This window comes from Pradoshia sp. D12 (assembly GCF_008935075.1).
Lineage (GTDB): Bacteria > Bacillota > Bacilli > Bacillales > Pradoshiaceae > Pradoshia.
Window position 1 is genome coordinate 3,596,125 of record NZ_CP044545.1, and the last position, 11,795, is coordinate 3,607,919.

Below are 11,795 nucleotides of genomic sequence, written 5' to 3' on the forward strand. Positions count from 1 at the left end.
CTTAAACTTTTCTGTCTACAAACAAAGCCATGTTCTCTACCATAGCTGCATACATATCAAGCATCTTCTTTGGAGGAATTTCACGTAGCACATTGCCTGTTGCGTCATCAACCACGGTTACATAATATTCATTTAGATCCTCGTGAAGCTCAAATTTTAAAGACGCATGCATCGGTCCTATAAATTTATTCATAGCTTCCGTTGTTTCTGTTAGCTTCTCTTTCATTTGTACATCTGTCATAGGTGACTGTTCTTGTTGAGGAATAACATTTTGAATCAAAGCCTGCTCTTTTATAGGAACAGAACTTTTAGTAAAAGACTGTGGAGCCAAATAACCAACATCAGCCGAAATACTATTCACCCTCTCGCACCTCCAACTATTCAGTTCACTGTTATTAGGTATATCGGTAGGATTGGGGGAATTTTAAGAGGAAGGTGTAAATAAAAGGGATATTACTAACGATTTCGCTTAGTAATTTGAAAGTAACAATTAGATTAAAACTTACACCTCACTTCTTTCTACTAAATAAAAAATCCGGTTCTCCCTTAAGGAAAACCGGACCTTCATTATAATTAACGAAGAAGTTGTAAAACTCCTTGTGGTTGTTGGTTAGCTTGAGCCAACATTGCTTGTGCTGCTTGAGAAAGAATAGAATTCTTTGTTTGCTCCATCATTTCTTTCGCCATGTCTACGTCACGGATACGAGATTCTGCAGCAGTCAGGTTTTCACTAGAATTGTTTAAGTTATTGATTGTGTGCTCTAAACGGTTTTGGTTTGCACCCAGTTTAGAGCGCGCACTTGATACTAAATTAATAGCAGCATCTACTTTAGCAATATCATTATCAAAATTTGTTGATGTACCATCCGGATCTAAATCTTTAACATCTAAATGCTCTGAACTGAATCCTTTAGAAGCAACAGGTGTTGGTGGAGTAGTCGCCTCGCCATCAGCAGATTTTATTTCTATAGAAAGGGTTTGCCCTGCATTAGCACCAATCTGGAAGTCCGATTTGAAGCTACCATCTAATAGTTTCTTACCATTAAACTCAGTACGTTCAGCAATCCCATCAAGTTCTTTATTCAACTCTGCAATTTCATCCCTAATAGCCGTTAAATCTTCTGTTTCAAGTGAACCTCCATTACCTGCTTGTACAATCAATTCACGTTGACGTTGTAGGATAGAGTGAGTTTCACTTAAAGCACCTTCAGCTGTTTGAATCAAAGATATATCATCTTGGGCATTACGAGATGCTTGATCTAATCCACGAATTTGCCCACGCATTTTTTCAGAGATTGAAAGGCCTGCTGCATCATCACCAGCTTTATTAATACGTTGTCCAGAAGCCAATTTCTCCATTGATCCTGCTTGTGCATTTGTAGCCGCACCCAATTGACGGTGTGTGTTTAATGCTGTGATATTGTGATTGATAATCATTTAATTTTCCTCCTTGGAATGTGTAGGTGGACTTCCTTTTCCACCTGATAGATTTTAAATTTATATATTAATGGAAACTGGCCCGTTGCCTAGGATGGGGGGTTCCAGTAATAACGAGATTAAAAAAGACGGGCGGTTCTGAAACTGGGATGCTTCCTGCATCGTAGTTTAGTACCGCTCGTCCATGAGCAAATAGGTATCTATTTGTTTTGTTGGTTATCCAATAGTTCCCCACGCGTAATTTTTACGTGTTTGGGGGCATCAATAGCTAAGCGAAGGTGTCCATCTTCACTTTTAACGACCTTAACGATGATGTCATCGCCAATTTTTATAAATTCACCAGGTCTTCTACCAAGTACTAGCATAGTTGTGGTCCTCCTCCTTGAGAAAAGTGATCAGTTTGTAAGACCCCCATAGAGAACATTACCCTCCTTATGCTTTAGTACACATAAAAAAAGTAAACATCCCCTATCTCACATTCGCGTCCTGCGAAGATTCAATAAGAAATATTTACTCGTCCTGAGTATTCAGTATGAAATTTTTTCGGGTTGTTTCTCTTACATAATCTATATCGGAAACTTATTTTAACATTTAATAGTTTTAATATAAAATTTTAACATTTTTTATAATAAAAAAATCGGAACCCATAGAGAATTCCGATTTCGATAGATTTAACGTAGCAATTGAAGCACATTTTGCGGTGTTTGGTTAGCCTGCGCAAGCATTGCTTGAGCTGCTTGAGATAGAATGGATGATCTTGTTTGCTCCATCATTTCTTTCGCCATATCCACGTCACGAATACGAGATTCAGCAGCTGTCAAATTCTCTGCAGCATTGTCCAAGTTCGCAATAGAATGCTCTAATCGGTTTTGGTATGCACCAAGCTTAGAACGTCCAGTAGAAATCTTAGCAATATTCTCATCTAAAGTAGCAATTGCTGCCTCTGCCCCAGTTTGATTGCTGATATCAGCATCTGCAATTGCTGCTTGAATATCATCTAATTTCACGCTAGTTAAATCAACTTGGATAACTTGATCTTTATTCGCACCAACATGCATAGATAGAACACCTGCATTACCAGCAGTACCATCAAGTAATTTTTGTTTATTGAATTCTGTATCAGTATTAATACGTCCAACTTCTGTAGCCAAGGCATCAAACTCATCTTTCAAAGCTGCTCTGTCTTCTGCAATGTTAGTATCGTTCGCAGATTGCACGGCCAATTCACGCATACGTTGAGTAATTGAATGTACCTCGTTAAGAGCACCTTCAGCTGTTTGGATCAAAGAAATACCATCTTGAGCGTTACGAGAAGATTGCTCTAATCCGCGGATTTGACCTCGCATTTTTTCGGAAATAGATAGACCAGCTGCGTCATCTCCGGCACGGTTTATACGAAGACCTGAAGACAATTTTTCCATTGAACTGGATTGTGCGTTGTTCGCTACACCAAATTGGCGGTGCGTATTAATTGCTGCGATATTGTGATTGATAATCATAATAAAAAATCCTCCCTGATTTAACGGATCACGTCCATGTGGTCCTTTTTTGTGTATAAGAGATTAAAAGCGGCCGTCTCTCCTTCTCTTGTACACTATTTGTATCGGGTGATTTCAATCGCTCTCTATGAGTCTTTCGTCCTATTTTTAGAGTTATTAATCAAATCTCCAATATTAACCGTAACCTCCGCTGCTTCTACATTTTCATGCTGAATTTCCTCAAATAGTTCCTTTCGATAGACGTCGACTTGCTTTGGGGCTTTAATGCCAAGCTTAACCTGATCGCCCTGTACAGAAACAACTGTAATTTCAATATCGGAACCGATTAATATGGATTCATCTTTTTTCCTCGATAGAATAAGCATGCTTTACTCCCCCTTGCTTTCTACTTTTGGAAATAAAGGTGTTCTAGTTTGGTAGTTTGTTTGATTCAGAATGATTTGTTTTCCTTTACCCTTCTTCGTATCCATAATAAGCGGAGCCTGAAGATTAATCGTTGACTCCTCGAATGGCTCCTTCGCTGTCACAATCGAAAACACCGTAATATGTTCCTCTGTTACCCCTAATGATTCCACAATTTCATCATCTAATTTAAATTCATAATCAGGGTAGGTTAGGAACGGACTTGTAACCACGAAAGCTAGATTCGGTGTCTTCACAGATTGAAGCACAAAGAATGATTGATCATCTGTTAAAAGAAGCAGCACAAATTTCTGTTCGTTCGGAAAGCCGGGAATACCTTCATCAAAGGTAATGATAACTTTTTCTTCGATCACTTGCTCACCATGATATTTTGTTGTCAGCTTCACGTTAGCTTCACCCCTATAGTTTCATTTCGAATGGATTTTGATTAGCTATAAAAAATTCAAGAGATTGATATTGTTTCATGTAATAGCTTATACTGCCTGGAATAATTAATCGTTGGCTGATGGGTTTGTACCTGAATATTCACCTTCTGAGGCTGTATATCTGTTCGATCGATACATCTGCAATCTGTTGTTCAATCGATTGATTAATACGTTTGATCTGGTAGCCGAGCTGCGCTGATGTTGAGTTCATTTGTAATTGGGCAATGGGCATGGATAGTCTCTCCTCCTCAAAACATACAAAAAGAGTTGACCCAATTGGCCACTGGGCGCTTCTTGAGTCAACTCATCTTTTTTTATCGTAAGAAATCAACCAGGCTTGGCTGAATGATGCTCGCTCCCATTTGTAAAGCAGCTCTGTGCACACTTTCCTGCGTAATAAAATCCGTATAGACCTTTTCCATGTCTACATCTTCATTTTCACTCAGTACCTTTTTCGCCAATACCTCCTGGTTATCTATTCTGGATTCCAATAGCTCCAGGCGATTATAGCGGGCGCCAAGGTCGGAGCGTTCCGCTGAAAAGGTAGTAACCAAACCATCGAATTTCTGGAGTAAAGAATCAAGATCCATATCATCCTCTGATAACTCTCTCTCAATCTCTCCAATTGTATTAAATAATTCCTGACTGAATAGCTGAGAAGGATCTGCATTTGCCTTCAATTGAATTCCTCTTGATACTTCCACCAGATAGGGATCATTCTCTGAATTGACCACGACACCATTTGCATCGGAGGTAACAGGTGCTGTATTCACACTCGTACCATTAAAAATATAGCGCCCGGCAACCTGCGTATTTGCTACGGATACTAAGTCCTCTTTCAGCTGAGCGATTTCCTTTGCGATGGCTTCCCGGTCGGTGGTTTCGTTTGTATCATTTTTTGCCTGGATCATCAATTCACGGATACGTTGAAAACTTTTGTTACCCTGATCCATTGAAGCCTCTGAGTTATCCATCCAAAGATAAACTTCCGATAAATTGCGCTTATATTGCTCTACTTCATTCAGGCTTGTCCGATAATACATCCCCTTTTGGGCAATCACTGGATCATCGGAGGCCTTTGTAATCTTTTTACCTGTTGATAGCTGTTCAAGATATTGCGCCATCGAGCCATAGCTCTTATTGATATTCCGCAAAGAATTGGCTGCAACCATACTTTGTGTGACTCTCATACCTATTCACCTACCTGCCACCGACGCCAAGGCCGTTGATTATTTTATCGAGACATTCATCAATCATCGTAATCATTCGTGCTGATGCATTATATGCCTGCTGAAATTGAACCATATTGGTCATTTCTTCATCCAATGAAACTGCACTGACGGAAGAACGTCGGTCGCTGACATTCTGCAACAGGGTCGCACTGTTCACAGATAATCGATCCGCCTGTTCCGTTTTAACAGCCAATGTTCCTATAATACTTTGCAGGTAAGCGCCTAAACTTTCTTTTTCAGCAGCTGGAGAAGAGTCAGCTAATGCATCCTTATAATTGAGCTTTTCATAAAAGACATCTGCAAGCTTCAATAGATTGCTTGCATCACCATCATTAGGAGTAGCAACGGACGCATTAGCAATATAATCGTAGCTTTCTTTTATTTCATCGGATATTCGAATGCGGCTGGCAAAACCCTTGACGTTCTGAGGATCAGCATTATACTCATCAGTAAAAAACAGAATATCTTCATTAAAATCTTCTATCTTCGCAGCTGGATCACTCTCGAGAGCTGTTTTCCAGGCTGCAAGCTCCTTCGCACTTAGACCATCCTTATGAACCTTATTAAACTCTGTCGCAAAGGTATAAGCCATATGATCAAGTTCTTTAATCATATCCGGCAAATCCCCTGCCAGTTTTCCTTCTGTATTTGTATATCCGTATGTTTGCAAAAGGGACAGCAGCATGCCCTCAGAGATAAAGGTAGCAGTAGGTACTGCATTCCCACCAATTGAAATGGTATCCACCGCACCATCCTCCCCATTAAACATTAAAGCAATAGGATTAACTGTAGTAGAATCAACCAAAGTCAACGGTTCAGCCGTGCCGTTATTTAGCTTTATTACAGCCGATCCCATTGCCTGCGCCTGTGAATTACCGCCGTTTTTCACATAATCGACCTTTATATTCATCATGGAGGATAGTTCATCAATCAACAAATCACGGGAATCGTATAAATCATTCGGCAAATAGCCATGCGGTTCAATCGCTGCAATTTGTTTATTAAGCTGGTCGATGCTTCCCAGCATGCTATTGGCCTTTTCAACCGTCACATTCAATTCATTCTTCAAATCGGAGCGGACCATATTTAGGGAGCTGTTCAGGTAGGTAAACGTATCAGCCAGTGCAATTCCTCGCTCACGTACAACAGCTTTACCACCTGAGTTGACAGAATTGGTGGCCAAGTCCTGTATGGATTGCCAAAATGAATCAATGGAATCACTAAGCCCTGTTCCCTTAAGCTCGTCCATGACATCCTCTATTTTGCTTAACCCTTCCGCTCTCCCCGTCCAATATCCTAGCTTCGTGCTTTCGCTTCTATATTGAACATCCAAAAAGCTTTCACGAACCCGCTGAATGGAGCCCGCTTTAACACCGGTACCCATTTGACCAGGAATTTGTTCGCGGTTCATACCCGGGTTTGGGTAAGCCGTTTCCGCTGCCATGTTAACCCGTTGGTGTGAATATCCGAGTGTATTGGCATTGGCAACGTTTTGGCCCACTACATATAAAGCTGCCTGCTGAGTCGTCAGTCCGCGCCTGGCTGTTTCTAACCCATGAAAGGTTGATGTCATAAATGCTCCCCCTGTTTCTTTTTAGGCCTTCGAATCAAATAGCGATTTACTTGGTTTTCTTGCACCCTCTGGATCCTGTGGCCTGTCGTATGTATAGCTCTCATTCTCTGGTAACATAAGATTTAAATTCAGATTCACAAATTGAAGAGATTGATAGATTAACTGCTGATTTAATTCATTCCGCTCTTTTAAACTCATAATCTCTTCTCGCAATTCAGCGCCCAGGCTGGTAAGTTCTGTTCGCACGTTTTCCGAAGCATATTGAATACATTCTGATAAGAGTGCGGTTCCATTCTGCACGCCCTTTTCTCTAAGAAAGGCATGTACATCACTCTGCCGCACATTCTCAAGCCGTTCAATCGCAACGACTAGCTTCCTCTCCTGAACAAGCAGACTGCTTAACGACTTTAACTCTTCTGCTTTAATGGCCTCTGTTTTTTCCTGAGCCATTTTGTTCAATTCTCTGTGCAGATCGACCAGCTGCTGAAGGGTTTGAATGATAGATTGAGCTGACATTAATTAGTTCACCCCATATAAAAAAAGAAAGCCAGTACAAACCTTATACTGGCTTCAGGTTTAGTTTTTTGAGTAAAAATCCAATACGCCTTTTGCTGTTTCATTGACATTCACTTGATAGGTGCCGTTCTCTATCTGCTTTTTAATTTCGTCTATTTTAGCCTGACGCTCAACCTCTACACTCGATAGCTGTTGCAATTCTTTCGCTTTACTGGAAATTTCCACTTTATCGGCAAGCTGAGAAGGCTTCATGGAGGTATCGGCTTTATTAACTGCCTTTTGGTACGGATTTACGCCATATTGATTAAGATGATTAATTTTCATTTCGCGTTCCTCACTTTCCCTTCCGTCACACTAGCTTCCAAGGTCTATGTTGATCTTTTAATCTGAGTCATATTATGTCTCAGGCAGATCATCAAGAAGACCTTCTTGCTTATCTACTGTTAGTATCGACATCAAGGGTAATTTGTTTACTGTCTGTGATGAAAATTATGACATACAAAAAAGCAATATTCAAAAAGGACTTAACAGGTCTAAATGCTTATTTTTAGTGCGTTTTTCGGTAATAGGTCATTTGGCGCTCACGTTCCTCTATCTCTTTATAGAGTACCTCATCCCGTTCATGCCTCACAAGGTCTGCCTGAAGATCATCCCTGCAGTCTGCACAAAAGCGGCCCTCGCGAATGAGGGAACCGCAATGCTCACAGGCATAGCCCAAATTAGGGTTGGATGTAATACGCAGCTTTCCACTCCTGATAAATCTCATTAATAAAGATTCATCTACACTAGTTGCCTTCACCACCTGAACAATCGTTGCCGTGCGGTTCTCTCGCTTACGGATATAATGGTATACATCATTATAAATGGCCTCTTCTTTTTTATAGCAGCTCTCACATACATCTCTGAATTGATTTTTCACGAATAGAGCCTGGCAAGTCGGACAGTTGGTCAATTCATTCATATTCTTTACCTCCTCAGGAAATGCTCTTAGATTACTTATCGGATATTCTCTTCAAAGATAAAGATTATCGTGCAATCGTCAAAGAAATGATCCTTTTTGCCCCCGCCTCCTTTAAAAGCGCACCAGCATGCCTCAAGGTGGTGCCTGTCGTATAAATATCATCCAGTATAAGAATCGTTTTGTCCTGAAAATCTGAGGCTTTAGGATGGATACGAAAGACCTGTTCAGTGTGGATACGATCATACCGACTCTTCTTAGACTGTTTTTCACCATGTACACGAACTAACCCATTTTCCAAGACCATTCCAGCCATCATACCGATTGCTACAGCCTGATTAAACCCACGCTCGTTCAGGCGCTCGTCACTCAGCGGAATCGGAATGACAAAATGAGCCTTCGGCGCTTTTTTACGCAGTTCGGCAGCAAATATACGTGCCAATTCATAATCACCCCGATATTTAAATCGGGCAATCACATCCTTCATAAACGGATTATAGGTATATAAGGAGACATTATAATCAAGTGCTTGACCAAACATGGGATCCACCAGCCATTCTTCACAATCCGGACATTTGTCTCCCGTCTGAAGCGGTTTACAGCAAATCACACACGTATTCCCCTGAATCGAAATAAGCCTGGAGCGACAGGCCAGACAGAGCAAATCAGCCTCCTCTAAAAAGAAGATATTCGCCCAGCCTGCACTCTCACGAATAGGGCTGTGACAATATAGACAAAGTGATGATTGGAAAATCTTCAATCCAGCAGCCCCCTTTTGACAGCTTCTCTATTCATTTGGTTGATTTGCTGAATCGCATCAAGCATGGCATTAGTTTTTCCATAATGAAAATATACACAATCACCGCGAGGATGGTCCTTACTTCTTCCAATCCGTCCTGCAATTTGGACGAGTGCTGACTCGGTAAAGATTTCATCCTCAGCCCCAATCACCGCTACATTCAATTTAGGAATCGTAACGCCTCTTTCCAATATCGTGGTTGTCAGTAAGCCCTGAATCTCACCTCTGCGCAGCTTCATTATTTTATCTTTACGTTCCGAATCCTCTGCATGGACAGAAAGAATTTCAGGAGCATAGCCTTGAAAGAGAGGAAGGGCTTTTTCCATTAATGCGATATTCGGGAAAAAAATAAGAAAGGGGTTCTTACATTCGATAGCAGTTTTGAGCCAATACAAGAGAGGATTGGGAAGTTTATTTTTCTGAATGGATGATTGCCAGTTTCCAACCCATTTCATAGTGGGGACAGGAATAGGGTGTCTGTGAAAACGGGCAGGGAGGAGAATTCCATTTCTTATACCCTGTTGAAATTCGAGCTGCCACTGTTTTGAAGGCGTTGCCGTCAAATAAATAACAGCAGCATCTTTCTTACACGCCTTTTGAACCGCATATTGGAGATGAGGATCAAAGGAATAAGGGAACGCATCTACTTCATCAATAATCATCACTTCGAAGGCATCGGCATAACGCATTAGCTGGTGAGTGGTCGATAAGACAAATGGAGCAAAAAGCTGTTTTTCTTGACTGTCACCATATAGGGCTACGATTGGAATATCTGGAAATACGCTGCGCAGCCTTGGAGCAAGCTCAAGGATAACATCTGTACGAGGAGTCGCCAGGCAAACCCTTTTGCCTGAGAAAAGAGCTTCTTCTATACCGGCAAAGATCATCTCTGTCTTCCCGGCTCCGCATACTGCCCAAATGAGTAAATCCATTTGATTTCGGACAGCTTCCATGATTTTTTCTGAAGCCTCCTTTTGGGAGAAGGAAAGTGAACCATCCCAACGAAGCCGAGCTAACTCAGGACTCCAGCCAAGATTTTCCCCCTTCCATCCAAAAAGAGTAGAGCAGGAGCTGATTCGGCCCATCATAATACAATGGCGGCAATACAGACAGTTTTCACCACACGCACTGTGGGGGAATGTTGCAAACAAACGGGAATCCGTATTGCCGCAGCGTCTGCATATACCATTCTCAATCCCTCTCACAGAATAAATTTGTTCATTTAAATCCAATTGTTCCTTTAATTCATTTGGAATTTCAGTTATGAGGAGTTCTTTACCAATGAGGAGCTGTTGCAGAGATATAGGTGAGGATCCTGTTGAGTGTCTGGATGCTTTCACGTTCAAATTGAAAACCTCCTTTTAAATAAAAAGGGGCGGCCAAACAGCCAAGCCCCATATTACTAGTTAATTATATCGTTTTGTCCAGCCAAGTCCCGTTGCTCCCTGGCCTAAGTGAGTACTAATAACTGCGCCAAAATAGCTTAGTCTAAATTCCGCTTCAGGGAATTTCTCTTTTAGCTCATTTAACATTTCAGTCGCTTCCTCTTCAATATTGCCATGGATTAAAACAGCCTGAAGAGGCTCACCTTTTTTATATTCCTGCTCAAAAAGCTCGACTATACGTTTTAATGCCTTTTTCTTCGTACGGATTTTTTCAAAAGGGACAATCACTTTGTTTTCAAAATGCAGGATTGGCTTCACTTGAAGCAAGCTGCCAATTAGAGCTGCAGCGCCATTTAAGCGGCCGCCCCTTTGCAGGTTGGATAGATCGTCTACCATGAAGTAAGCATTAGATGATTCGCGGAGTTCATGCAAGCGTGCGATGATTTCATCAGGATGTTTGCCTTCCTTCGCCATTTTGGCTGCTTCGAGTACAAATAATCCCTGAATCATGCAAGTGATCTCGGAGTCAAAAGCATAAACCTTAATGTCATCTACCATTTCTCCAGCTGTAATAGCACCTTGATAGGTACCGCTAATTCCACTCGATAAATGGATACTGATCACAGCATCATAGTCCTTCGCAAGCTCTTCATATTTTTCAACGAATTTTCCGGTTGCTGGCTGTGAGGTCGTTGGAAGCATATCCAAACGCTCGACCATTTCATAAAAGTCAGAAGCAGTTATTTCATTCTCCTCCTGATACACTTCATCTCCAAACACTACACTTAGCGGAATCATATGTATATCATATTGCGTTCGCAGGTCTTTTGGTATATAAGCTGTACTATCTGTAACTATTGCAGTTCTCATTATTGAAAACCATCCTTATTATTGAGATTTTCCTTATTATCTTCTCCATTTTAAATCATAATCAGTCTGTTTGCATTACATTGGTTAAAATGGTAATTTTTAAACTTTTCAATCTATATTTTTTTACCCAAAATCAGCAAATCTCTTTGCACTCCATCTAATTCTGCTACACTAGGCAAATGAGCCCATTCTTCAAATCCAAATTGCTTAAATAGACGTATGCTTGGCTCATTATGGGCAAAAATAAATCCCAGCAATGTATGAATCCTGAGGATGGGAGCATTCTTAATTGCATAGTCTAAAAATTTTGCTCCTATTCCTTTTTTTCGATAAGCCGGGTCAATATAGATACTGATTTCAGCAGTAGCTTGATAAGCAGGTCGTCCATAGAAATCCTGAAAACTGAGCCACCCTATAATCATACCATCATTTTCCATAACCCATAAAGGCCTTTTTTCAGAGGTATGATTCAAAAACCACTCCAAGCGACTTCCTACATCCACCATTTCCGTGTCAGCTGTCACCATTCTGCTCTGAATAGTAGAATTATAAATTTCAACGATGCGTGCTAAATCCTTCTCTTTAGCATCTCTAATTGTATACGGTTGATTCACAATATCTCCTCTCCTACCCTAATCTTTATTAAAAACTTTAACAAAATATGAAAAATGTATATAC

The 11,795-nt window shown here is 40.8% G+C and carries 15 protein-coding genes; all 15 read right to left on the bottom strand.

Annotated elements, in window-relative coordinates:
* Position 1 precedes the first annotated feature (1 nt).
* The 15 genes from flaG to F7984_RS17425 all read right to left on the bottom strand — a co-directional run bounded on the left by flaG (position 2) and on the right by F7984_RS17425 (position 11,731).
* Complete coding sequence (gene flaG / locus F7984_RS17355) at positions 2–361, bottom strand: flagellar protein FlaG (RefSeq protein ID WP_225983627.1); 360 nt, start codon at positions 359–361, stop codon at positions 2–4.
* A gap of 212 nt (positions 362–573) precedes the next feature.
* A complete protein-coding gene (hag, locus tag F7984_RS17360) occupies positions 574–1,437 on the bottom strand; it encodes a flagellin Hag (protein WP_140461803.1) in 864 nt (287 codons plus the stop codon).
* Between the two features lie 200 nt (positions 1,438–1,637).
* Complete coding sequence (locus tag F7984_RS17365; RefSeq protein WP_140461804.1) at positions 1,638–1,802, bottom strand: carbon storage regulator; 165 nt, start codon at positions 1,800–1,802, stop codon at positions 1,638–1,640.
* Between the two features lie 306 nt (positions 1,803–2,108).
* Positions 2,109–2,936, bottom strand: a complete 828-nt coding sequence (locus tag F7984_RS17370) for a flagellin N-terminal helical domain-containing protein (protein WP_066106034.1) — start codon at positions 2,934–2,936, stop codon at positions 2,109–2,111.
* A 125-nt stretch (positions 2,937–3,061) separates the two neighbouring features.
* Positions 3,062–3,301 (bottom strand): carbon storage regulator CsrA, encoded by a 240-nt coding sequence (csrA, locus tag F7984_RS17375; protein WP_066106032.1) that lies wholly within the window; start codon positions 3,299–3,301, stop codon positions 3,062–3,064.
* Between the two features lie 3 nt (positions 3,302–3,304).
* Positions 3,305–3,745, bottom strand: coding sequence for a flagellar assembly protein FliW (fliW, locus tag F7984_RS17380; protein ID WP_066106029.1), 441 nt, complete (start codon positions 3,743–3,745; stop codon positions 3,305–3,307).
* A 353-nt stretch (positions 3,746–4,098) separates the two neighbouring features.
* The gene (gene flgL, locus F7984_RS17385; RefSeq protein ID WP_140461805.1) at positions 4,099–4,974 is read right to left on the bottom strand and encodes a flagellar hook-associated protein FlgL; all 876 of its coding nucleotides are present in this window, start codon (positions 4,972–4,974) and stop codon (positions 4,099–4,101) included.
* A gap of 10 nt (positions 4,975–4,984) precedes the next feature.
* Complete coding sequence (gene flgK / locus F7984_RS17390; RefSeq protein ID WP_140461806.1) at positions 4,985–6,589, bottom strand: flagellar hook-associated protein FlgK; 1,605 nt, start codon at positions 6,587–6,589, stop codon at positions 4,985–4,987.
* 21 nt (positions 6,590–6,610) lie between these two features.
* A complete protein-coding gene (locus F7984_RS17395) occupies positions 6,611–7,105 on the bottom strand; it encodes a flagellar protein FlgN (protein WP_066106021.1) in 495 nt (164 codons plus the stop codon).
* Positions 7,106–7,165: 60 nt separating this feature from the next.
* A complete protein-coding gene (flgM, locus tag F7984_RS17400; RefSeq protein ID WP_066106018.1) occupies positions 7,166–7,429 on the bottom strand; it encodes a flagellar biosynthesis anti-sigma factor FlgM in 264 nt (87 codons plus the stop codon).
* A 223-nt stretch (positions 7,430–7,652) separates the two neighbouring features.
* Complete coding sequence (locus F7984_RS17405; protein ID WP_066106015.1) at positions 7,653–8,066, bottom strand: TIGR03826 family flagellar region protein; 414 nt, start codon at positions 8,064–8,066, stop codon at positions 7,653–7,655.
* A 64-nt stretch (positions 8,067–8,130) separates the two neighbouring features.
* Complete coding sequence (locus F7984_RS17410; protein ID WP_140461807.1) at positions 8,131–8,823, bottom strand: ComFC family protein; 693 nt, start codon at positions 8,821–8,823, stop codon at positions 8,131–8,133.
* The gene (locus tag F7984_RS17415; RefSeq protein WP_308810546.1) at positions 8,820–10,202 is read right to left on the bottom strand and encodes an ATP-dependent helicase ComFA; all 1,383 of its coding nucleotides are present in this window, start codon (positions 10,200–10,202) and stop codon (positions 8,820–8,822) included. The genes F7984_RS17410 and F7984_RS17415 overlap by 4 nt, the downstream gene beginning before the upstream one ends.
* A gap of 66 nt (positions 10,203–10,268) precedes the next feature.
* Positions 10,269–11,117 (bottom strand): DegV family protein, encoded by an 849-nt coding sequence (locus tag F7984_RS17420; RefSeq protein ID WP_066106009.1) that lies wholly within the window; start codon positions 11,115–11,117, stop codon positions 10,269–10,271.
* A 113-nt stretch (positions 11,118–11,230) separates the two neighbouring features.
* Entirely contained in the window at positions 11,231–11,731 is a 501-nt protein-coding gene (locus F7984_RS17425; protein ID WP_077248102.1) for a GNAT family N-acetyltransferase, read from the bottom strand.
* Positions 11,732–11,795 lie beyond the last annotated feature (64 nt).

What these genes read in the sequence shown, in the direction of transcription:
- F7984_RS17370 (WP_066106034.1), bottom strand. Translation starts at nt 2,936, where the DNA reads ATGATTATCAATCACAATATCGCAGCAATTAATACGCACCGCCAATTT.
- flgM (WP_066106018.1), bottom strand. Translation starts at nt 7,429, where the DNA reads ATGAAAATTAATCATCTTAATCAATATGGCGTAAATCCGTACCAAAAG.
- flgL (WP_140461805.1), bottom strand. Translation starts at nt 4,974, where the DNA reads ATGAGAGTCACACAAAGTATGGTTGCAGCCAATTCTTTGCGGAATATC.
- F7984_RS17405 (WP_066106015.1), bottom strand. Translation starts at nt 8,066, where the DNA reads ATGAATGAATTGACCAACTGTCCGACTTGCCAGGCTCTATTCGTGAAA.
- csrA (WP_066106032.1), bottom strand. Translation starts at nt 3,301, where the DNA reads ATGCTTATTCTATCGAGGAAAAAAGATGAATCCATATTAATCGGTTCC.
- F7984_RS17365 (WP_140461804.1), bottom strand. Translation starts at nt 1,802, where the DNA reads ATGCTAGTACTTGGTAGAAGACCTGGTGAATTTATAAAAATTGGCGAT.
- F7984_RS17395 (WP_066106021.1), bottom strand. Translation starts at nt 7,105, where the DNA reads ATGTCAGCTCAATCTATCATTCAAACCCTTCAGCAGCTGGTCGATCTG.
- hag (WP_140461803.1), bottom strand. Translation starts at nt 1,437, where the DNA reads ATGATTATCAATCACAATATCACAGCATTAAACACACACCGTCAATTG.
- F7984_RS17420 (WP_066106009.1), bottom strand. Translation starts at nt 11,117, where the DNA reads ATGAGAACTGCAATAGTTACAGATAGTACAGCTTATATACCAAAAGAC.
- flgK (WP_140461806.1), bottom strand. Translation starts at nt 6,589, where the DNA reads ATGACATCAACCTTTCATGGGTTAGAAACAGCCAGGCGCGGACTGACG.